Genomic DNA, 23087 nt, shown 5'->3' on the forward strand with positions numbered 1-23087 from the left:
GATGAATGAAATTTTGCAATTTTTTATAGTACTTCCTTTTTTAGGGTTTGTATTTAGTTTATTTATTCCAGAAGAGAAAGAAAGATTAATTTCAAGAGTAGCTTTTGGAACTGTTTTTACGCAGTTAGTTATTGTTAGTATTTTTGCTGTTTTTTGGATAGTAGATGGTGCTTTCGATTTAAATTTGAAAGAATTTACATTGATGAAAACATCACATTATGAATTTTTTATTGATTTTTATTTTGATAAAGTAACAGCAGTATATTTGTTTGTAGGAGCACTTTTAACTTCTATGATTACAACGTATAGCCGTTATTATTTACATAGAGAGAAAGGGTATAAGCGTTTTTTTAATACGGTTTTATTTTTCTTTTTTGGTTACAACTTAGCTATTCTGTCAGGTAATTTTGAAACCTTATTTATTGGTTGGGAAATTATAGGTATTTCGTCCTTCTTACTAATTGCTTTTTATAGAGAGCGTTATTTGCCTGTTAAAAATGCTTTTAAAGTATTTTCAATTTATAGAATTGGCGATGTGGGAGTTATTTTGGCGATGTGGGCAAGTCATCATTTATTTCATGAAAACATTACTTTCATGGAACTGAATAATTATAGTTTGGTAAACGAACATTTACAAAATCATACTGTAATTGGTGCTTTTATTGCACTATGTTTGGCTTGTGCAGCTGCTGCAAAATCAGCCCAAATTCCATTTTCTTCTTGGTTACCAAGAGCAATGGAAGGACCAACTCCGTCGAGTGCCATTTTTTATGGTTCGTTATCTGTTCATTTAGGTGTTTTTCTAATGTTACGAACATTTCCTTTTTGGGAGCATCAAACTTCTGTGCGCATTGCTATTGGAATAATGGGGCTAACAACAAGTATAATGGCTTCATTAATGGCAAGAGTTCAATCTTCTGTAAAAAGTCAAATTGCGTATAGTTCTATTTCTCAAATTGGATTAATTTTTATAGAAATCGCTTTAGGATTTGATAATTTGGCTTTGTTTCACTTTGTAGGAAATGCTTTTTTAAGAACCTATCAATTATTAGTTTCTCCATCAGTTGTGACTTACTTAATAAGAGAACAGTTCTATAATTTTCAGCCTAAGAAAAAGACGATTGAGGATTCATTACCAAAACGATTAGAATATTCGTTATACATTTTAAGTTTGAAAGAATTTAACTTAGAAGGTTTTATGAATACAGTACTTTGGAAACCTCTAAAGTTGATAGGGAAATCGATGGATTTTTTCAATTTAAAAACACTTTTCATTTTCTTTATTCCTTTATACGTTTTAGGTATTGTTTTTTACGAATTTAGAGAAGCACTTCCTTACAGTGTTATTAATAGTTTGCCAGAAATATTTACATTTATTGGTTTGGTTTGTGTTTTTAAGTCTTTCTCAGAAAGGAAGAATCCTTTAATGGCTTGGGTGTTAATTATAATGAATCATTTTTGGATAGCAATTGCCATTCTTTTTAATGATAAAGTAGATTATTTTGAAATAACAATCTATTTATCAGGAGTAATCGTAACAGGTATTATTGGTGTAATGGCATTGTTAAAGCTTAAAAGTATTGAAGAAAATACATCAATGAATCAATATTTAGGTCATGTTTATGAGCATCCTAAATTTGCTTTTTTCTTTTTAATAGCAGTTTTAGGTGTAACAGGCTTTCCAATAACGACCACTTTTATAGGTGAAGATTTGTTATTTAGCCACATTGAAAGCAATCAAATTATATTGGCTTTTTTCGTATCGTCAAGTTTTGTAGTTTCTGGTATAGCTGGAATACGAATCTATGCTAGATTATTTCTAGGACCACATATTAAAACGTATCACGAATTACCATACAAGTCTTCTTAATTCCTTTTATAAAAAATTTCAAAAATAAATTAATTACTATTTTGAATAAGGGAATCAAATTGAACTTATTTAAGATTAAATATAAAATATATGGATTCAAAAGTTAAAAAAAATATTCCAGCTGATGGATTAGCGGGTTTAAAAGAGCATTTTAAAACAGATGCAATTTCAGGATTTATTGTTTTCTTATTAGCTTTGCCTTTAAGTTTAGGAATTGCAAAAGCATCAGAATTTCCACCAGTAATGGGGTTGTTAACTGCGATTATTGGAGGAGTCCTTGTAAGTTTTATTATGGGGTCTCGATTAACCATTAAAGGACCAGCTGCGGGTTTAATTGTTATAGTTGCTAGCTCTGTTGCAGAATTTGGTAAAGGAGATAATGTTTTAGGATGGAAACTGGCTTTAGGAGCAATGGTTATTGCAGGTATTATTCAGATTTTATTTGGTGTATTTAAGTTAGGTAAACTAGCCGATTTTTTTCCACTTTCTGCTATTCATGGAATGTTAGCCGCTATTGGAATAATAATTATAGCAAAGCAAATTCCAGTTTTATTAAATGATGATCCAGCATTAGGAAAAGGAAAAGGGCCATTAGAATTATTAGCTAATATTCCGAATTTTATAATGAATTTAGATCCAAAGGCTTCATTCATAGGAGTTGTAAGTTTGATTATCATGTTAGGATGGCCAAGAATAAAGAATACTACAATAAAAATGATTCCTGCACCATTAGTAGTATTGTTATTTGCTATTCCTTGTGAGTTATTTATGCATTTTAAAGAAACGGAACCAGCTTATGCATTGGTTAAAATTGGAAATTTTGTAGATAGTCTTGGTTTTAATGCGTGTTTTGATGGTTTTTCAGAAACAGGAATGTTTATTAAATATGTGATTATGTTTGCTTTGGTAGGGTCGTTAGAATCATTATTAACTGTAAAAGCGATTGATTTAATGGATCCATTTAAGAGAAAGTCTGACATGAATAAAGATTTAATTGCTGTGGGTATCGGAAATACATTTGCAGCATTTTTAGGAGGTTTACCAATGATTTCTGAAGTAGCTCGTTCTTCATCAAACGTAAATAATGGTGCTAAAACACGTTGGGCAAACTTTTTTCATGGTGTTTTTATTCTTGCTTTTGTATTGTTAGCAGCTCCAATCTTAGAGATGATTCCAAATGCAGCTTTAGCCGCGATGTTAATTACAGTTGGGATTAAATTAGCTCATCCAAAAGAGTTTGTTCATACTTTTAAGATAGGGAAGGAGCAATTAGCAATTTTCTTAGTTACAATTTTCTTTACTTTGTTTGAAGATTTATTAGTAGGTATAGCTGCTGGTATTATTTTGAAAATGATTATACACTTAATTAATGGCACACCTATTTCATCCTTTTTTAAAGCACCAGCTTTAGTTTCTTTTGAAGGTAATAATTATTTGGTTGAAATTGATAAAGCAGCTATTTTTACAAATTATTTAGGTGTGAAACGTAAATTAGATTCAATTCCTCCTGGGTTTAATATTACAATTGATTTAAAGAAAACAAAATTGGTAGATCATTCTGTTATGGAAAATTTAGAACATTTTAAAAATGATTATGAATCAAACGATAAAAGTACAGTTACTATCGTAGGATTGGAAAACCATAAACCTTTATCAGAACACCCACTTTCAGGAAGAAAAAAAATATAATATAAAATGAAATTAATATTTAAACTAGCCTACTTTACAATTTTTTTAGTGGCTACGAGTTCTTTTGCTCAAAATGAAACAGTCTTAAAAGATGAAACTAATACATGGTTTACTGTTTTGAATCGTTTAACAATAAACCCTAAGTGGAGTGTCTCTAATGAAATTCATGAGCGAACAGGAGCTTTTTTAACAGAACAAGGCACTTTCTTATGGAGACCATCTGTTGATTATCATTTAGGCGAAAACGTTGAGCTTAGTGTTGGGTATTCATATATTAATAATAAACCGAATCATCCCAATCCCAATCCTAAGATTGGAGTAATAGAAAATAACATTTGGGAACAAGTATTATTGAAAAATAAAATAGGAAATGTAAATTTTCAGCATAGATTGCGTCAAGAGCATAGATGGTTTGATACTGTTGGTCAAAATGGAGATGGGAGTTATTCTAAAACTGGAACAGATTATGCTAATCGTTTTAGATATAGATTAACATTGAATACTCCATTAAAAACATTCGAGAACGGTAAAGTGATTTTTTTTCAAGCTTTTGATGAAATTTGGATTCCTCAAAATAGTGGTTTAGCACCAAAAAGTTTATCAAGAAATTGGATGTATCTTGGAGTTGGGTATAAATTTAATACAAAAACTAATTTACAAATTGGATATATGAATCAGAGAGATGTTTTAGCTAATAATACTTTTATTACCACGTCTATATTACAAACAACTTTTGTGAAAAATTTTGATTTATAAAAAAAATATTTGGGAGTTTTATTAGAAAAAGCCGATTATAAAATTTTGAACATGCCCCAAAAAGTTAGACACTATTTGGGGCATTTTTTATGGAAAGAAAAGTCAAGTATTCTTATGCATTTAAGTTAGAATGTGTAGAATTAGTATTAAAGAAACATTATTCAAATGTATATGTTTCAAAGTTAAAAGGTCCAGACGAATCTAATATTCGTAAGTGGATTAGATTTTATAAAAGCTATGGGAAAGAAGGTTTATTGCCTAGGAGAAATCAAAGTTATTCAGCTGATTTTAAGCTAAAAGTATTAAAAACTATAGAAAAGGAATCACTTTCATTAATAGATACTTGTTTAAAGTTTAATATTCCTGATTTAGCTATTATTGTAAAATGGAAAAAAGATTTTGTTAACTTTGGTTTTGAAGGACTACAACCAAAAATTAAAGGAAGACCAAGATCTATGAATTTTAAAAGCAAAAAAAGCAAATCAGCTAAGCCACTAACCAGAGAAGAAGAACTTCTTAAGGAAAATGAAGCATTACGTTGTGAGAATGATTATTTAAAAAAGTTACAAGCCTTAATTCAGGCGGAAGAAAGAGCCAACAAGCGCTAGTCATAATGGAATTAAGGCATAAATATGATTTAAAAGTACTTTTAAATTATACAAATATGGCAAGAAGTAGTTTTTATTATCATCAAAAACAAAGTAAATTAAGTGATAAATATAGAGTAGTTAAAGAACTAATTAAATCGATTTATCACAAACATAAAGGTCGTTATGGTTATCGAAGAGTAACTGATGAACTTCAAAATAAAGGAATAATTATTAATCATAAAACAGTTTTCAGGTTAATGAAATTATTAGGATTAAAAAGCGTCATTAGAGTTAAAAAGTATAGATCATATAAAGGAGAGCATGGTAAAATAGCTCCTAATATTTTAGAAAGAAATTTTAAAGCAACAGCACCAAATCAAAAATGGGCAACTGATGTTACCGAGTTTAATGTCTCTGTAAAGAAGCTATATTTATCACCGATAATTGACTTATTTAATCAAGAAATTATTAGTTATGAGTTAACAGAACGACCTGTATTTAATCAGGTAGTTATGATGCTTAAAAAAGCATTTAAGAAAATACCAAATAAGACTAATTTAATTTTACACTCTGACCAAGGTTGGCAATATCAAATGAAGCACTATCAATATTTATTGAAACAAAAAGGGATTACACAAAGTATGTCTAGAAAAGCAAATTGTTTAGACAATGCCATTATTGAAAACTTCTTTGGAATATTAAAATCAGAGCTGTTTTATCTAAAAAAATACAAGTCTATTGAAGAATTAAAAAAGGAGATAATAGAATATATAAGTTATTATAATAATGAAAGAATTAAATCAAATTTAAACAAAATGAGCCCGATAAAATATCGAGCTCATTATTATCAAAATTAATTATAAATTTGTCTAACCTTTTGGGTGCAGTCTAAAAATTTATAATCGGCTTTTTTGTTAAATTATTCTATAGTAATAATTTGTTCTTCATTATAAACATTTCCTTCATTATCAATACCTTGAATATTCAATTTAATTTGATTTTGATTTAAAGTAGGGATTTTTATTTCAAAGTCACCATTTTTGTCTGTGTAAATTTTTGGGGACCAATGAATTGCACCTATTTTTTTGAAAGTGGGATGATTGTAATTGGTATATGTGAGATTTTTAAACGTATGTTGTTTTTTAAATCCATTTTCAACTATTATCTCTTTTGTTTTTTGAGTAGCCTGTTTTTTGTTTATATACCCTTTTCTAGAATAGACCTTTATAATACCACCTAAGCCTCTCGTTCCATATCCGTTCGGTGTATTTAAGTCTATGTAAATCTCATCGACTTGATCTAACATCATTCCGTCAAATATTGATCCGTCTGGAATTATTACATCGTCAATAAATAGTAAAGCTTCTTTTTTTCCAGAAGCTGAAAGAGTGTCAATATTCTTAAGACTTGTGGAAACAAAACCATTTATTCGAGATCTAATTTTAAATTCCCCAAAACCTCTTTCAATTTTGCAACCATGCATTTCTAAGAATGTAAGTACATCTCTGTAAGTGTTTGCATGAGTTTCAGTTATTTTATAAGGGTCTTTACTATAACTATAAGGATTAGCTCTAAACTCTTCTTTCTCTTTTTGTGTACTTGACAAAATAATCTCATTTAATAAAACTAAGTCGTTAGTTTCAAACAATTGATCGTTTGTGTTTAGGATTTCTATTGAAGAAGAATTGTCATAGACTATCGGATCAATTTTTAATACTTTATTAAAACTAGGATTGTTGTTTATTAATCTAGAATGAATTGCTGTCTTAACGACTCTTTCTTTTTTGTCTAATAATGTTAAAAATATACTAGTAGAATCTGTTAAAACTAAATTCTTAAATTCAAAATCACCATTAGAAGATACAGGAATTGTGTAATTAATACCATCTTTAGATATAAAACGTAATTTACCATCTTCAACATCATAATTGTATATTTTACCTTTAAGGTTAACACCTAAATCAAATTCATAATGAAGTTTTGGTAGTCCTTTTTTTATGTTTATCCAATTGTATTTTGGTTTGCTATGTATTAATGCTATGTCGAACTCAATTTTTTTTGTACGATCGTCACTCGATAAATAATGGTTTAAGTCTTTAATTTCTTCATTTAAGTAACTGTTAATTTTAATTTTATCAAGTATTGAAGACGTTGTGTTGAAATTAGAATTTTCAGGAACAGGGTTTGTACTAATACTAAAAACTCCAATTTTATTTTTTATTTTTCCTTGGATTATTATAGAGTCTTTTAACTGTTGTTTTTTTGAAATAGTAATTTTCGGACAATTTGTCTCATTATAAACAATTCTTTCAGAATGTAAATTCAAGTCATTGTCTATTAAACGAAGGGTGTTTATCCCTTCATATAGTTGATTTTTTGCAATTATTAATTGAGTTGTTTTGTCTTTAATTATAATGTCAATGAATTTAATTTTTTCATTTTGATTAATTAATAATGTGAAGCTTTCGTTTTTATACTTTGCTAATGAAATATCGTTTGTTTCGATTTTCAGGATTAGATTCTCTTTGTTAACATTGTTATTTACGCTAATGTTGAATCCAATTGTTTTAACACTATTTAAGTTTTTTGTAATTGTATTTTTGTCTTGTTTTAGTGAAAGACTATATTTTTCATTGTTTGGATTTGTTAGAAAGCTAAACCCATATCCTTGTTCATTGGTTTTGATAGTTGAAATGACTATTCCTTTTTCATCCTTTAATTCAATATTGTCCGTTTTAAAGCCATCTCCGTTAACATCTATTGCTCTTACAGCGATTTTGTTCTCAGACTGATATAATAAGTTACCACCTTCAATATTATAGCTTAAATCAAAAGGAGCATTAGATTTCTTTTTAATTTTTTGATCTTTTAAATCAAAAATATCAATTTTGTATAAACTAGATTCATCTTCAATAAAATTGTTCATGTAGTTGGTGTAAGCATGAATAAAATAAGTTCCGGTAGGTAGTTTTTCTTTTAATTTTATTTGTCCATTAGTAATACCATTACTCACATAGTTTAGACTGTTATATAACAATTCATTTTGATCGTTATACATTTTTACTACTAAATTGGTAGTGTTAGGATTTAATTTTCCATCTTTTTTATTAATAACATAGGCATTAAACCAAATACTTTCATTAGATAAAAATTTGTTTTTATTAAGATGTAAAAAAACATTTTCACTATTATTTTCAAAATATTTTGAAAATGAAGTTGCAATTTGATTCTTAATAATTTCCTTAGATTGCTGTGCATTTGCTAGCTGAATTGCAATACAAATTAAAAATATAATTTTTTTCATGGTTTTGGTTATAGAGTTATAGGAATAAAAATAATGAAAAAAAACCAATAAACATGATTTATTGGTTTTTTACCTTAGGTATTATCGGGTTTTGATTATTTGTTCTTCATTATAAATGTTTCCTTCATTATCTATACCCTGAATGTTTAGTTTAATTTGATCTTGATTTAAAATCGGAATTTTAACTTCAAAATCTCCATGTGAATCTGTGTAGATTGAAGGTGACCAAAATATTGTTCCAAAGTTTTTAAAAGCCTGATCATTGTAGTTAATATAATTTTGATTTTTAAAGTATAATTGTTTTTTAAATCCATTTTCTACTATGATTTCTTTAGTTTTAGGATTTGTATTTAAATAATTAACATAACCCTTTTTTAAATAAATTTTTATTACACTTCCAAGCCCTCTTGTTCCATATTCATAAGCTAAATTATCAATTAATATTTCCTCTATATTGTTTAATGGCATACCATCTAAAAAGTCAAAATTTATTATTGGAGCATCATCAATGAAAACTAAAGGTGCTTTTCTTGATCCATTTAAACTTGTTTGCGGTCTTCTACTAAAAATATTAACTTGACCTAAATTGTTATTTATATTATATCCATGTGTTTGTAAAAACATAAGAACATCTCTATATGTATTTGCTTCAATGTCGTTTATTTTATAAGAACGATCTATAGCACTTCTAATTTTAGATTGACTTTTTTGCTCTTGTTTTTCAGATAAATTAATTTCATTTAATAAAACAATATCATTGTATCTTGGAAAATATACATCGTTATTTATTTCTTTTAGAATAGTATTGTCATATACAATAGGAGCAATATTGATAACTTTATTGAAGTTAGGAGTGTTATTTATTAGACGAGAATGTATAGCTGTTTTTACAACTCTTTCCTTTTCATCTAATAATGTTAAAAAAACGGTAGTAGAATCTGTAAGAATTAAATTTTTGAATTCAAATTCACCATTTTCAGAAACGGGTACGTTATATTGAATTCCATCTTTTGATATAAAACGTAATTTCCCATTTTCTACATCATAGTTGTATATCCTTCCTTTTAAATTTACTCCTAAATCGAAATCATAACGAATTGTAGGTACTCCTTTCTTTATGTTTTCCCAATTGTATTTTGGTTTGTTATGTATTAAGAACATATCGAATTGTATTTTTTTTATGCGATCTGTTTTTAATAGATAATAATCAAGGTTTTTCACTTCTTCATTTAGGTGACTATTTATTTTAAATTGTTCGTTAATAGATTGTAATGTGCTTGTTTCTGCATTTTCTACTACTGGGTTTGCACTTAAACTAAAATTACCTACATTATTTTTTAATGAACCAAAAATAGTAATCGAATCTTTAGAAATTAAAGTTTTCGAAATAGTAAGTGTCGGTTTGTTAACCTCGTTATAAATAATTCTTTCAGAATGTAGATTAAGGTTGTTGTCTAATAAACGTAGTGTATTTATACCTTCAAATAATTCATTTTTTGGTACTAAAAGAGAAGTAGTTTCTTCTTTTATGTTTAAATCAATAAATTTTATGTTACCATTTTGACTGATAGCAAGTGTAAAATAATTGTCTTTGTTTTTTTCTAATGATATTTTATTTGTTTCAATTTTTAAATATAAATCTTCGTTGTTTGTAGTATTGTTAGCGTTTATATTGAACCCTATAATTTTTACATTATTAAGGTTTTTAATGATTGTGCTATTTTTACTTGATAATGATAAGGTGTATTTTTCATTTGAAGGATTTATTATTGTTGTAAACCCATATCCCTGTTCGTTTGTTTCAATGACATTAATAACATCGCCCTTTTCATTTTTTAGTAAAATGTTAGATGCTTTAACACCATTACCATTAATGTCTATAGCTTTTACCACAATTCTATTATCTGATTGATAAAGTAAATTCCCACCTTCTATATTGTAGCTAAGTGAATATACTTCTTTTGATTTTGATTTTAGATTTGTGTCTTTTGTATTGATAATATCAACTTTAAATAAACTAGATTCATTTTCATTGAAATTATTCATATAATTGGTGAAAGTATGAATGTAATATGTTCCAGTTGGCAAGTTGTCTTTTAACGGGATATGTCCATTAGTAACACCGTTGGCAACATAGTTTAGTCCACTATAGATTAATTCATTTTTGTCATTATACATCCTAATTATAAGGTTTGTAGTATTTGGATTTAGCTTTTCATCTTTTTTGTTTATAACATAAGCTTTAAACCAAATATTTTCATTGGAGGTAAATTGGTTCTTATTAAGATGTAAGTGAATGTTTTCTCGATTATTTTCAAAATAATTAGAGAAAGAAGTTGCTATTTGCTCTTTAAGAACTTCTTTAGATTGTTGTGCATTTGTGAGTTGAAAAGCAACACAAGCGAGAAATAAGATTTTTTTCATAGTTACTTGGATTTATAATTAATACTGGTTAAGTAAGAAATATATCACAAACTATGCCAAATAGATTTTCTTTTATATTGGTAGTTTGTTAAAATTGAGTAGGTTGTAGCTTTTTTAAATATTTTTACCAATGTTCTATAGGGTTTTTCTTGTTTGATTATAAGAAAATTTTTTTCAAAAAAAAATCCCTATGAATTTTTAATTCATAGGGATTTAATAAAAATAAAACTTTATTACATCATTCCGGGCATTCCTCCACCCATGTGGCTATGTCCTGCTGATTCATTTTCTTTAATATCAATTAAAGCACATTCTGTAGTTAAGATCATACCAGCAACAGAAGCAGCATTTTCAAGAGCTACACGTGTTACTTTCTTAGGGTCGATAATACCAGCTTTAAGCATTTCAACATATTCACCAGTTTTTGCATTAAAACCAAAATCACCTTTTCCATCTAATACTTTAGCAATTACAACAGAACCTTCTCCACCTGCATTTTCAACAATTGTTCTTAAAGGAGCTTCAACTGCTTTATTTACTATTTGAATTCCTGTAGCTTCATCAGCATTTTCAGCTTTAATATTTGCTAAGACAGCTTTAGCTCTAACAAGAGCAACTCCACCACCTGCAACGATTCCTTCTTCTACTGCAGCTCTCGTTGCGTGTAATGCATCATCAACTCTGTCTTTTTTCTCTTTCATTTCTACTTCAGAAGCAGCACCAACATAAAGAACAGCAACACCACCAGCTAATTTAGCTAAACGCTCTTGTAATTTTTCTTTATCATAGTCTGATGTAGAAGTTTCAACTTGAGCTTTAATTTGGTTTACTCTTGCTTTGATGTTTTCTGCATCACCAGCACCATTAACAATTGTAGTATTATCTTTGTCGATAGTTACAGTTTCAGCTGTTCCTAACATTTCAATAGTTGCATTGTCAAGAGCAAATCCACTTTCTTCAGCAATTACTGTTCCTCCAGTTAAAATAGCAATATCTTCAAGCATTGCTTTTCTTCTGTCTCCAAATCCTGGAGCCTTCACAGCAGCAATTTTTAAACCACCTCTTAATTTGTTAACCACTAAAGTAGCTAATGCTTGTCCGTCAACATCTTCAGCAATAATAACCAAAGGTCTTCCAGATTGAGCAACAGGCTCTAAAATAGGTAGTAATTCTTGTAGATTAGAAATTTTCTTGTCATATAATAAAATATAAGGATTTTCTAATTCAGCAATCATTTTGTCTGCATTGGTAACAAAGTAAGGAGATAAATAACCTCTATCAAACTGCATACCTTCAACTACATCTACGTATGTATCTGTACCTTTTGCTTCTTCAACAGTAATTACACCTTCTTTTCCTACTTTACCGAAAGCTTTAGCGATTAAATCACCAATAGTTTCGTCGTTGTTTGCAGAAATAGAAGCCACTTGTTTTATTTTTTCAGAAGAATCACCTACAGAAACAGTTTGTTTCCCTAAGTCTTCAACTATAGCCTCAACAGCTTTGTCAATTCCTCTTTTTAAATCCATTGGATTTGCACCAGAAGCAACATTTTTCAATCCTTCTTTTACAATTGCTTGTGCAAGTACAGTAGCAGTTGTTGTTCCGTCTCCAGCTAAGTCATTAGTTTTTGAAGCTACTTCTTTAACCATTTGTGCTCCCATGTTTTCTAATGGGTCTTGTAATTCGATTTCTTTTGCAACAGAAACACCATCTTTAGTTACAGTTGGTCCTCCAAAAGATTTAGAAATGATTACATTTCTTCCTTTAGGTCCCAAAGTTACTTTTACTGCGTTTGCTAATGCATCTACACCACGTTTTAATCCGTCACGTGCTTCTATATCAAATTTTATATCTTTTGCCATAATGTTTTTGTTTAAATTGTTTTAAAGTTTAAATGTTTTAAGTTGTTTTGCGATCAACATTTATCTTTATAGAATTGCGAAGATTTCTTCTTCTCTCATGATAAGGTAATCTTTACCTTCATATTTAAATTCTGTGCCAGAATACTTACCATAAAGTACAACATCTCCTGTTTTAACAGTCATAGTATGGTCTTTCTTACCATTACCTACTGCTACAATAATTCCCTTTTGTGGTTTTTCTTTTGCAGTATCTGGAATAATAATACCTGAAGCAGTTGTTGTTTCTGCTGCCATTGGTTCAATCACTACACGATCTGAGATAGGTTTAATGTTTAATGACATATTTTGTGTTTTTAATTATTAATTAATATGCAAATTGATTTTCAGAAATTGTGCCAAAGCCTTTTTTTGCCATTTTTTCCTAAAAAAAAATGCCAGCACTGACAGGCTGGCATTTTGTTAGAATTGTATTCTAATATTATTTTGCTGCTTCTTCTGTTTTAACAGGAGCAGTAGTTGTAGCTTCAGTCGCAGGAGCTTGTGGAGTTGCAGGAGCAGTAGTCGTTACAGGAGGGATAGTTACATCGTCACCTAAAACTTTTGAATCGTTAGATCCACTTCCATTGAATGCTAAAGTTGATAATAAGATAAGTGCAATTAAAATCCCACCTAATGTCCAAGTACTTTTATCTAAAAAGTCCGTTGTTTTTTGTACACCACCTAATTGTTGTGAACCACCAAATGAAGAAGATAAACCTCCACCTTTAGGGTTTTGAACCATAATGGCTAAAATTAATAAAAAGCAAACAATTGTTATTGCAATTAAAAAACCTGTAAATCCCATAATCTAATTATTATTTTGTTGTAAATCTTTTATATCATTTATTCGGTTTGCAAAGAAACTACTTTTTTCTGGATATTTCAAAATTAAAATTTCATAAGCTTGTATTGCTTTCTGATATTTTTTTTGTTCCAAGTAGACCTTTGCTAATGTTTCAGTCATCAAATGTGTTGGTTCTTCTGTGGTTTTCCTAATATTTGATGGTATTGGAGTAGAAGCTTTAACAGGAGAAATTTTAGGATTTAATTCTATAAAACGATCAATTATATCTATTTTTTTTAATTTTTCAGGATCCAAAACCTCAGTTTCTTCTTCATCTTCTCTTTCAATAGGTGAAAACTTTGTCAATTGAAGCCATTCTTGGAAAGAATGTTTTTCACTCTGATTAAAGTCTAAAGGTTTTCCAATCTCTAATTTTTCTTCAATTTCGTTTTGCTCAACCTGAGCTTCAATAACAGTTGTAGTTTCGATTTTGGTTTCTTCCGAAATTGTAATGTCTACTTTTTCAAAGCGGGTAACAAGTTCTATTGTAGGTTCGTTCTCAATCTCAGTTTGAATTTCTTTTTCTTCAAGTTTTATTTCAGAAATTGTAGTAGGCATTTTAAGAAAAACACTATCTACAACAGTAATGTTATTAATATAGTCGTCTATGTTTTCAATATTATTTTTTTGAAGTGTTGTAAAATTCTCTGAAGTTATAAAATCAAAAAGAATACTTCTATCTGTTGTGTGAGCAGCTGTTTTTTTTAATTCATAATTGTATCGAAAACTATCTTGATTGTATAATCCTTTTAGATGCAAAGCTTTTAAACTCTGAAAAAAGGGGTATTGTTGCAATACAATTTCTAAGTCCATTGTTTGCTTTTCGTTAATAGAAAAGGGATTGTTTAGTAGATATGTTATGTCTTTCGTGTTCAATTTTTTTAGTTATAAATTACCATTTAGCTACAGACTCTGTAAAAATGTCCTGAGTTATTCTTGCGTAGATTTCATCTAATCCAGCAGTTAATCTGGCTCCAATCATCTGCTCGTTTGCTGGATAATCATGGAAGTGTGAAAAACGTTTTTCAAAATCGTCTTCCTCTTTGTTTTTATTTGAAAAACGAACCAATACTGTGATTGATAACCTATTCTGTGCTGCCCTTTGGTCTGCTGTAGCTGTCATAGGTGTAATTCTATAGTCAACAATTTCACCTTCATATAGTAAATCGCCTCCTTGTGGAACAAGATTTAGACTAGTTTGATTTTGTATTATATCTTGTAGCTCTAATGTGAAAATTCTTTCTATTCCAGGTTCAATAAGATCTGCGTTATTTTGAAAATAATTTACTTGAAATGTATCCGCATCAATTGGTTTTGCACCCGTGAAGTTATAATATTTACAACTATTTATTGATGTAAATATAACGGTGATTATTATTATTTTAAAGAGTGATTTCATTTATAAATCGTATTGTTTAATTTTTCTATATAGTGTTCTTTCAGATATGCCTAATTCATCGGCAGCAGCTTTTCGTTTTCCTTTGTTTCTCTCTAAAGATTTTTTTATTAATTCAATTTCTTTAGCTTCAAGGCTTAGTGTTTCCTCTTCTTCTTCAACTGTTTCTGCAAAAAGATAACTTTCATCATCTTCAGAATCATCGTTATACACTTCTGATTCAATAGGTTTTTGAAGAGGAATTAACTCTCTATTTGTTTCTTTTTCAAAAGAGTTGTTTTCTTCATTCTGACCGTAAATACGTTGAATTAAGTTTTTACTTGTTTCCTGTACTTTACTGTTTCCATTTTGCATTAATTCTAATGTCAGCTTTTTTAAATCGTTTAAATCAGCCTTCATGTCAAACAACACTTTGTAAAGTATTTCTCTTTCATTACTAAAATCACTTTCACTTTTCTTAGTGTTAATGACAGACGGAAGATTACTTCCTTCAGACGGTAAATAATGTTGTAAAGTTTGAAGGTTTATATCTCTATTGGTTTCTAAAACTGAAATTTGTTCGGCAGCATTTCTTAATTGTCGAATATTTCCATTCCATCGATATCTTACTAAATGTTGAATTGCTTCATTTGAAAGTTTAATAGAAGGCATTTTGTATTTATGTGCGAAATCGGATGAAAATTTCCTAAATAGTATATGAATGTCGTCTTTACGCTCTCTTAAAGGAGGTAATAATATTTCAACAGTACTTAGTCTGTAGTATAAATCTTCTCTAAATTTCCCTTTTTGGATGGCTTCAAACATGTTAACGTTTGTTGCTGCAACAATTCGAACGTTTGTCTTTTGTACTTGCGAAGATCCTACTTTTATGAATTCTCCATTTTCTAAAACACGTAAAAGCCGTACTTGTGTAGTTAAAGGTAATTCACCAACTTCATCAAGAAATATGGTTCCACCATCAGCAACTTCAAAATAACCTTCACGAGTAGAGGTGGCACCTGTAAAAGCACCTTTTTCATGTCCGAATAGTTCACTATCTATAGTTCCTTCTGGAATAGCACCACAGTTGACAGCTATATATTTTCCGTGTTTTCTGTGTGAAAGTGAATGTATTATTTTCGGAATACTTTCTTTTCCAACACCACTTTCTCCTGTTACTAATACAGAAATATCAGTTGGGGCAACTTGGATTGCTTTTTCTATAGAACGATTGAGTTTTGGATCGTTTCCAATAATTTCAAAACGTTGTTTTATGGCTTGTACTGTTTCCATGACTTAATTTGTTTGATAGTTTAATTCTGTTATTATTAAACAATTTTAAACTACTTTTAACCTTGCATTATTTCAGAATATCCAACTGCTTCACCTATTAAGGTAGCAGCGGTACAATCTGTAATTTTTACATTAACAAAATCACCAGGTTTGTAGTTCTCTTTTGGAAAAACTACTACTGTGCTTTGTGAATTTCTTCCAGACCAATGTTCGCTAGAACGTTTCGAATCTTTTTCTATTAGAACTTCTACTGTTTGCCCTACAAAACGTTTTGTTTTCTCTAATGCATGAACTTGTTGTAGGTCTACAATTTCTGTTAGTCTACGTTTTTTAATATCTTCTGGAACATCATCTTCCATTTTCCTTGCAGCCATTGTACCAGGTCTTTCGGAGTAAGAAAACATAAAGCCGAAATCGTATTTTACATATTTCATTAAAGAAAGAGTGTCTTGATGATCTTCTTCAGTCTCTGTGGGGAATCCTGTGATTATATCTTGCGATAAAGTGATATCAGGAATTATTCTTTTTATAGTGTCGATTAATGTCATATATTCTTCACGAGTATGCTGACGATTCATTTCTTTTAAAATTCGAGTGCTTCCTGATTGAACAGGAAGGTGAATGTAATTACAAATGTTATGATGTTTTGCCATTACTTCAATAACTTCAACATGCATATCTTGAGGATTTGATGTTGAAAAACGAAATCGCATTTTCGGAAATTGTGTTGCACACATGTCTAAAAGTTGTGCGAAATCTACAGCAGTTGCTTTTTGCATATCTGTAGCTTTTATAAAATCTTTCTTCAATCCGCCACCATACCATAAATAACTATCTACATTTTGTCCTAATAATGTTATTTCTTTAAAACCACGCGTCCAAAGGTCTTGGATTTCTTCAGTAATACTTTGAGTGTCACGACTACGTTCACGACCACGTGTAAATGGAACAACACAAAAAGTACACATATTATCACAGCCTCTTGTTATGGATACAAAAGCAGTAACTCCATTGGAATTTAAACGAACAGGAGAGATATCTCCATATGTTTCTTCTTTAGATAGAATCACGTTAATAGCATCTCTACCATCTTCAACTTCTTTTAAAAGATTAGGAATGTCTTTGTAGGCATCTGGTCCAACAACCATATCTACAATTTTTTCTTCTTCTAAAAATTTATCTTTTAAGCGTTCAGCCATACATCCAAGTACTCCAACCTTCATGTTAGGATTGATTTTCTTTACTGCGTTGTATTTTTCTAAACGTTTTCTTATTGTTTGTTCTGCTTTGTCACGAATAGAACAAGTGTTAACTAATACTAAATCAGCCTCTTCAAGATTTTGAGTAGTATTGTAGCCTTGGTTTACTAAAATTGATGCAACAATTTCACTATCAGAGAAATTCATCTGACAGCCATAGCTTTCTATAAAAAGCTTTTTTGCATTTCCTTCTTTTTGTTCTAAAACAAGACTTGTTCCTTGTTTGATTTCTTCAATTGTCTTTTCCATAATACGAATTCATGTATTTTCAGATTGCAAAGATAATACTAAATTATAAATTCTGACAAGATGTCAGATAATGTTTAACATAAGTTTTTTTAATAGTTAAAATGCTTAATGATTACAAAAGTCAATCTGTGAATTCAATAATCTGTTTTGCTAATAATCTTCTTGTTTTTAAGCTTTTTACTACCCTTAATATATAGGAGTGAAATGTGTTAAAGTTAACAAGGAAATACTCTTTTTTAAAACGGTAATTTTTAATTATTGTTATTTCAAGAATGTTTAATTTAAAAAAAAGCCTACTTTTGTCTCAAATAAAAAATGGATAATGGCAAAGAATTTAGTTATCGTAGAGTCACCTGCAAAGGCAAAAACTATAGAAAAATTTTTAGGAAAGGATTATCAAGTTGAGTCAAGCTTTGGTCATATAGCTGACTTACCTTCGAAGGAAATTGGTGTTGATGTAGAGAATGGGTTTAAGCCTAAATATGAAGTATCTAGCGATAAGAAAGCATTGGTTAAGAAACTAAAAGATTTGTCAAAATCAGCTGAAATGGTTTGGTTAGCTTCCGATGAGGATCGTGAAGGAGAAGCTATCGCTTGGCATTTAGCAGAAGAACTGAAACTAGATAAAAATAAAACAAAAAGAATTGTTTTCCATGAGATTACGAAAACTGCAATTCAAAAAGCAATAGAAAACCCAAGGTCAATCGATTATAATTTAGTAAACGCGCAACAGGCTAGAAGAGTTTTAGATAGATTGGTAGGGTATGAGTTGTCTCCAGTTTTGTGGAAAAAAATAAAAGGAGGTTTATCAGCAGGAAGAGTTCAGTCAGTATCAGTGAGATTGATTGTAGAGAAAGAAAGAGATATTCAAAATTTTAACTCTGAAGCTTCATATAGTATAGCTGCCGAATTTACTAATGAAGCTGGAAAAGCATTTAAAGCTAAATTACCTAAAAATTTTGCAACTAAAGCTGAAGCAGAAAAGTTTTTAAAAGATAATATAGGTTCAAATTATAGAGTAGCAGATTTAGAAACTAAACCTACAAAAAAATCTCCAGCAGCACCATTTACTACATCTACCTTACAACAAGAAGCTGCAAGGAAATTGTATTTACCAGTAGGTATAACAATGCAAATTGCACAACGTTTATATGAGGCTGGATTGATTACTTATATGAGAACGGATAGTGTGAATCTTTCTAATGACGCAATGGGAGCGGCACAAGCAGAGATTGAGAGTTATTATGGTAAGGAATATGCTAAACCAAGAAATTATAATACGAAATCTAAAGGTGCACAAGAAGCGCATGAGGCAATTCGTCCGACAGATATGTCTAGGCATACGGTAAATATAGATAGAGATCAAGCGCGTTTATATGATTTGATTTGGAAAAGAACTTTGGCATCTCAAATGAGTGATGCTCAATTGGAACGTACGAATGTTAAGATAGAAGCAGATAATCATAGCGAAGTTTTTACATCAACTGGAGAGGTTATTAAGTTTGAAGGCTTTTTGAAGGTATACCTGGAAGGGCATGATGATGATGAAGAGGAGCAAGAAGGAATGTTGCCAGCAATGAGAGTGAATGAAAAACTTTTGAATAATTACATTACAGGTACGCAAAGATTCACAAGGCCACCTAGTAGATATACGGAAGCTTCTTTAGTAAAGAAATTAGAAGAGTTAGGTATTGGTCGTCCTTCTACTTATGCACCAACAATTTCTACAATTATTAATCGTAACTATGTAGAGAAGGGAACTTTTGAAGGCCAGGAAAGAAATTATAATCAATTAGTTTTCGAAAAAGGAAAAATTATATCAAAAGATTTGACCGAGAATACAGGTTCAGATAAAGGAAAGTTAGTTCCTACGGATATAGGAATGATTGTTAATGATTTTCTAGTAGCGAATTTTAAAACTATTTTAGATTATAATTTTACAGCAAAAGTAGAGCAAGATTTTGATGAAATTGCTTCTGGAAATGAAGATTGGGTAAAAATGATGAGTGACTTTTATAATCATTTTCATCCCAATGTTGTTGATGTAGAGAAAAATGCAGAAAGAGAAACGGGAGAGAGGATTTTAGGAAAGCATCCAGATACAGGAAGACAAATTTCTGTACGTTTAGGTAAATTTGGACCAATGGTTCAAATTGGTGAACAAGAAGATGAAGAAAAGCAATTTGCAAGTTTACTGCCTGAACAAAATATAGGTACGCTTACATTAGAAGAAGCATTGACTTTGTTTTTACTTCCTAAATCATTAGGACAATATGATGGAGAAGAAGTAGAAGTAAATAATGGACGATTTGGACCTTATGTTCGTTTTGGTAAAACATTTATATCTTTACCTAAAGGAGAAGATCCTTTAGATGTGTCAATTGAAAGAGCTGTTGAGCTTATTGAAGAGAAAAAACAAGCTGATGCTCCAATTGCAATGTATAAAGAGTTGCCTGTGCAAAAAGGAGTAGGACGTTTTGGGCCATTTATTAAATGGGACGGAATGTTTATTAATGTAAATAAGAAATATAATTTTGATAGTTTATCTGAAAGTGATATTAAAGAATTAATTGAAGATAAAATTCAAAAAGAAATAGATAAAGTTATCCATAATTGGGAAGATGAAGGAATTAGAGTTGAAAAGGCAAGGTGGGGTAGATCTGTAATTTTGAAAGGAAAAATAAAGATTGAGTTAAGTAAAGATATAAATGCAAGTGAGTTAACTCTAGATAAGGTTAAAGAAATGATAGAAGCAAAAGCGCCTGCGAAAAAGACAAAAGCAAAAGCACCTGCGAAAAAAACGACAACAAAAAAGAAATAATTAATTAATGGTTTTTGATTTTTTACAACCTGTTAGTCGTGATTTCTTAGAGTTTAAAGAGAGATTGTCAAGTCAAGCCTTAGGTAAGAATGCAGAATTTCATACGGAATCTGATTTTCCAAATATAGATAATGCAAGTATTGCAATTATTTGTGTAAATGAATATAGAGGAAGTAATATTGATAATGTTAATGAAAACTTTGATTCGTTTAGAAAAACATTTTATTCGTTGTTTCCAGGTAATTGGAATATGTCTATTGTAGACTTAGGTAATATCGTTGCTGGTGATACAATTGAGGATACTTATTTTTTGGTTAAAACAATAAATGAAGATCTTCAAAGAAAAAAAGTTTTACCAATTTTTATAGGAGGTTCTCAGGACTTAACTTACGCAATTTATAGGGCTTATGATAATCTTGATCAAATGGTAAATTTGGTTACAATTGATGGTTATTTTGATTTTGCAAAAGAAAATGCTTATATTTATGATTCATTTTTAACAAGGATAATAGTTGAAGAACCAAATAATTTATTTAATTTTAGTAATATTGGTTATCAAACGTATTATAATTCTCAAGATGAAATAGATTTAATAGAAAAATTATATTTTGAAGCATATCGATTAGGAGAGGTTTCTAATAAAATAGCGATTGCTGAACCTGTTTTTCGAGACGCTGACTTAGTAAGTGTAGATATGAGAAGTGTTCAGTCTTCTTATTCCGGAAATTATAATAATTTTAGTCCGAATGGATTTGATGGAAAAGAAATATGTGCATTATCAAGATATTCTGGTATAAGTGATAAGGTTTCTAGTTTTGGTTTGTTTAATTTTGAACCAAATGAAAGAGAATCTGCATTAGTTTCTCAATGTGTATGGTATTTTATTGAAGGATTCTCTTTTAGGTCTAAAGAGTATCCATTTGGAAGCAAAGAAGAGTATTTGAAGTATATTGTTTTGATTGGTGAAGACGAATTAGTTTTTTATAAGAGTAATAAAACTGAAAGATGGTGGATAGAAATACCTTTTTTAGATAATGTGAATAATAAATTAAAAAGAAATACGTTATTACCTTGCACTCATGATGATTATTTGTTAGCATGTGAGCAAGAAGTCCCAAACCGATGGTGGAAGGCATATCGACGTAATTTATTGTAGATCAAAGATGTTTTGAGCTTTTGAAACGGTTTTTTTATGTTAATTTTAATATTTTTTTAAGAAATAGCACAAAATAATTGTTTAATTCAAAATTATTGAATAGGTTTACGCCCTTAAAAGTAAAATTATATTAACCCAAATTTGTATGAAGAAGTTAGTTGTATTTACAGCAATCTTATCATTGTTTATCAGTTGTGGTAAAGGAGATAGAGGAGAACTAGTAGCGGCCAAAGGAAAGAAATGGCATCCAGAAAAACCATTTGGTATGACATTGGTGCCTGGAGGTGCTTATATTATGGGTAAATCAGATGATGATTTAGCCGGAATTCAGGATGCTCCTACGAAGACAGTAACTGTGCGTTCATTTTACATGGATGAAACAGAGATTACCAATGGTGAGTACCGTAAGTTTGTAGAATGGGTAAAAGATTCTATAATAAGAACAAAATTGGCTATGTTGGCTGATGAAGTTGGACAAACTGCTACAGACGGTGCTGGTGGTATTGGAGATTATGCTTTTGCAGATGCAAACGTAGAAGAAATGTCGCCATACGACAAGTACATGTATGAAAACTACTATAGTATTGGTACAGATGATGATCCGTATGCAGGTAGAAAGTTGAATAGAAAAGTAAAACTTATAAATGATCCACAGAAATACCCAGATGAGTATTATGTTGAGGTTATGGATTCTATGTACCTTCCTGAAAGCGAGTCGTATAATGGTTTGAAAACAGTAGATGTTTCTAAATTAGAATTTAAATATAGAGAAGTAGACTGGAATCATGCAGTAACTAAGAAAGGTCGTAAAGATTTATATGGAGAAGATAAGCCTATTCCAATTTATCCTGATACAACTGCTTGGATTAAAGATTTTGCTTACTCATACAATGAGCCAATGCATAATGATTATTTCTGGCACCAAGCTTATGGAGAATATCCAGTAGTTGGAGTTACTTGGAAACAAGCAAAAGCATTTTGTGCTTGGAGAACATTGTACAAGAACTCATACATTAAAAAGAAAAAAGGAAGAGATCAAGTTAACTCTTTCCGTTTGCCAACTGAAGCAGAGTGGGAATACGCTGCCAGAGGAGGTCTTGAGTCGGGAGCTTTTCCATGGGGAGGTCCGTATGCTAAAAATGACAGAGGTTGTTTTATGGCTAACTTTAAACCTAATAGAGGGGATTATGCAGCTGACGGTGCTTTGTATACTGTAGAGGCAAAATCGTATGAACCTAACAACTATAATTTGTATAACATGGCAGGAAACGTGTCTGAATGGACTGAATCTGCTTATGATGTAACTGCTAATGAATTTGTTTCTACAATGAATCCAAACGTTGCAGATCGTAATAATCAAAGAAAAGTTGTACGTGGAGGTTCTTGGAAAGATGTTGCTTACTTCTTGCAAGTTTCAACTCGTGACTTCGAATATGCTGATTCGGCTAGAAGTTATATCGGATTTAGAACCGTACAGGATTACATGGGAACTGCAGCAACAGCTACTAGTCCTAAATAAATATTTAACCAATTTTTAATTATATTAACTTAAC

The 23087-nt window shown here is 30.1% G+C and carries 16 protein-coding genes; 7 read left to right on the forward strand and 9 right to left on the reverse strand.

Annotated elements, in window-relative coordinates; translation table 11 throughout:
- Window position 1: 1 nt before the first annotated feature.
- The 4 genes from L2Z92_RS10375 (at window position 2) to L2Z92_RS21490 (ending at window position 5762) form a co-directional block, all read left to right on the forward strand.
- Window positions 2-1870 carry a proton-conducting transporter transmembrane domain-containing protein gene (locus tag L2Z92_RS10375; protein ID WP_236452785.1) on the forward strand — a complete coding sequence of 623 codons (1869 nt, stop codon included), beginning with the start codon at window positions 2-4 and terminating at the stop codon, window positions 1868-1870.
- A gap of 90 nt (window positions 1871-1960) precedes the next feature.
- Window positions 1961-3559 carry a SulP family inorganic anion transporter gene (locus tag L2Z92_RS10380; RefSeq protein WP_236452787.1) on the forward strand — a complete coding sequence of 533 codons (1599 nt, stop codon included), beginning with the start codon at window positions 1961-1963 and terminating at the stop codon, window positions 3557-3559.
- 6 nt (window positions 3560-3565) lie between these two features.
- Complete coding sequence (locus tag L2Z92_RS10385; protein WP_236452790.1) at window positions 3566-4315, forward strand: DUF2490 domain-containing protein; 750 nt, start codon at window positions 3566-3568, stop codon at window positions 4313-4315.
- 89 nt (window positions 4316-4404) lie between these two features.
- Window positions 4405-5762 (forward strand): IS3 family transposase gene (locus tag L2Z92_RS21490; RefSeq protein WP_407647537.1). Its coding sequence is split into 2 segments (ribosomal slippage): window positions 4405-4885 and window positions 4885-5762, totalling 1359 coding nucleotides; the frame shifts between segments, so codons are not numbered across the junction.
- A gap of 62 nt (window positions 5763-5824) precedes the next feature.
- Here the strand turns inward: L2Z92_RS21490 and L2Z92_RS10400 are convergent.
- The 9 genes from L2Z92_RS10400 to miaB all read right to left on the reverse strand — a co-directional run bounded on the left by L2Z92_RS10400 (window position 5825) and on the right by miaB (window position 17557).
- Window positions 5825-8209 (reverse strand): hypothetical protein, encoded by a 2385-nt coding sequence (locus L2Z92_RS10400; protein ID WP_236452797.1) that lies wholly within the window; start codon window positions 8207-8209, stop codon window positions 5825-5827.
- Window positions 8210-8290: 81 nt separating this feature from the next.
- Window positions 8291-10633, reverse strand: a complete 2343-nt coding sequence (locus L2Z92_RS10405) for a TonB-dependent receptor (RefSeq protein ID WP_236452798.1) — start codon at window positions 10631-10633, stop codon at window positions 8291-8293.
- Window positions 10634-10866: 233 nt separating this feature from the next.
- Window positions 10867-12498, reverse strand: a complete 1632-nt coding sequence (groL, locus tag L2Z92_RS10410) for a chaperonin GroEL (RefSeq protein WP_236452799.1) — start codon at window positions 12496-12498, stop codon at window positions 10867-10869.
- Between the two features lie 66 nt (window positions 12499-12564).
- Entirely contained in the window at window positions 12565-12840 is a 276-nt protein-coding gene (locus L2Z92_RS10415) for a co-chaperone GroES (protein ID WP_236452800.1), read from the reverse strand.
- Between the two features lie 136 nt (window positions 12841-12976).
- Window positions 12977-13342 carry a preprotein translocase subunit SecG gene (secG, locus tag L2Z92_RS10420; protein WP_379677855.1) on the reverse strand — a complete coding sequence of 122 codons (366 nt, stop codon included), beginning with the start codon at window positions 13340-13342 and terminating at the stop codon, window positions 12977-12979.
- Between the two features lie 3 nt (window positions 13343-13345).
- Entirely contained in the window at window positions 13346-14257 is a 912-nt protein-coding gene (locus tag L2Z92_RS10425; RefSeq protein ID WP_264554421.1) for a tetratricopeptide repeat protein, read from the reverse strand.
- Window positions 14258-14273: 16 nt separating this feature from the next.
- Entirely contained in the window at window positions 14274-14780 is a 507-nt protein-coding gene (locus tag L2Z92_RS10430; protein ID WP_236452802.1) for an LptE family protein, read from the reverse strand.
- On the reverse strand, window positions 14781-16049 hold the full coding sequence (locus L2Z92_RS10435) for a sigma-54 interaction domain-containing protein (RefSeq protein ID WP_236452803.1): 1269 nt from the start codon (window positions 16047-16049) through the stop codon (window positions 14781-14783).
- A 56-nt stretch (window positions 16050-16105) separates the two neighbouring features.
- Window positions 16106-17557, reverse strand: coding sequence for a tRNA (N6-isopentenyl adenosine(37)-C2)-methylthiotransferase MiaB (miaB, locus tag L2Z92_RS10440; RefSeq protein ID WP_236452804.1), 1452 nt, complete (start codon window positions 17555-17557; stop codon window positions 16106-16108).
- Window positions 17558-17879: 322 nt separating this feature from the next.
- On the opposite strand from miaB, the gene topA reads away from it, so the two are divergent.
- From topA to porK, 3 genes are all read left to right on the forward strand, one after another.
- Window positions 17880-20378 (forward strand): type I DNA topoisomerase, encoded by a 2499-nt coding sequence (gene topA / locus L2Z92_RS10445; protein WP_236452805.1) that lies wholly within the window; start codon window positions 17880-17882, stop codon window positions 20376-20378.
- A gap of 7 nt (window positions 20379-20385) precedes the next feature.
- The gene (locus L2Z92_RS10450; protein WP_236452807.1) at window positions 20386-21534 is read left to right on the forward strand and encodes a formimidoylglutamase; all 1149 of its coding nucleotides are present in this window, start codon (window positions 20386-20388) and stop codon (window positions 21532-21534) included.
- Window positions 21535-21679: 145 nt separating this feature from the next.
- On the forward strand, window positions 21680-23053 hold the full coding sequence (gene porK / locus L2Z92_RS10455; protein ID WP_236452808.1) for a T9SS ring complex lipoprotein PorK/GldK: 1374 nt from the start codon (window positions 21680-21682) through the stop codon (window positions 23051-23053).
- Window positions 23054-23087: the final 34 nt, after the last annotated feature.

Origin of the sequence: Flavobacterium jumunjinense, from assembly GCF_021650975.2 — a bacterium.
Classification (GTDB): domain Bacteria; phylum Bacteroidota; class Bacteroidia; order Flavobacteriales; family Flavobacteriaceae; genus Flavobacterium; species Flavobacterium jumunjinense.

Excerpts from the sequence above, each read along its gene's own strand:
- secG (WP_379677855.1), bottom strand. The coding sequence starts at position 13,342 with ATGGGATTTACAGGTTTTTTAATTGCAATAACAATTGTTTGCTTTTTA.
- L2Z92_RS10375 (WP_236452785.1), top strand. The coding sequence starts at position 2 with ATGAATGAAATTTTGCAATTTTTTATAGTACTTCCTTTTTTAGGGTTT.
- L2Z92_RS10450 (WP_236452807.1), top strand. The coding sequence starts at position 20,386 with ATGGTTTTTGATTTTTTACAACCTGTTAGTCGTGATTTCTTAGAGTTT.
- L2Z92_RS10380 (WP_236452787.1), top strand. The coding sequence starts at position 1,961 with ATGGATTCAAAAGTTAAAAAAAATATTCCAGCTGATGGATTAGCGGGT.
- groL (WP_236452799.1), bottom strand. The coding sequence starts at position 12,498 with ATGGCAAAAGATATAAAATTTGATATAGAAGCACGTGACGGATTAAAA.
- L2Z92_RS10385 (WP_236452790.1), top strand. The coding sequence starts at position 3,566 with ATGAAATTAATATTTAAACTAGCCTACTTTACAATTTTTTTAGTGGCT.
- L2Z92_RS10400 (WP_236452797.1), bottom strand. The coding sequence starts at position 8,209 with ATGAAAAAAATTATATTTTTAATTTGTATTGCAATTCAGCTAGCAAAT.
- L2Z92_RS10430 (WP_236452802.1), bottom strand. The coding sequence starts at position 14,780 with ATGAAATCACTCTTTAAAATAATAATAATCACCGTTATATTTACATCA.
- porK (WP_236452808.1), top strand. The coding sequence starts at position 21,680 with ATGAAGAAGTTAGTTGTATTTACAGCAATCTTATCATTGTTTATCAGT.
- L2Z92_RS10405 (WP_236452798.1), bottom strand. The coding sequence starts at position 10,633 with ATGAAAAAAATCTTATTTCTCGCTTGTGTTGCTTTTCAACTCACAAAT.
- L2Z92_RS10435 (WP_236452803.1), bottom strand. The coding sequence starts at position 16,049 with ATGGAAACAGTACAAGCCATAAAACAACGTTTTGAAATTATTGGAAAC.
- miaB (WP_236452804.1), bottom strand. The coding sequence starts at position 17,557 with ATGGAAAAGACAATTGAAGAAATCAAACAAGGAACAAGTCTTGTTTTA.
- L2Z92_RS10415 (WP_236452800.1), bottom strand. The coding sequence starts at position 12,840 with ATGTCATTAAACATTAAACCTATCTCAGATCGTGTAGTGATTGAACCA.
- topA (WP_236452805.1), top strand. The coding sequence starts at position 17,880 with ATGGCAAAGAATTTAGTTATCGTAGAGTCACCTGCAAAGGCAAAAACT.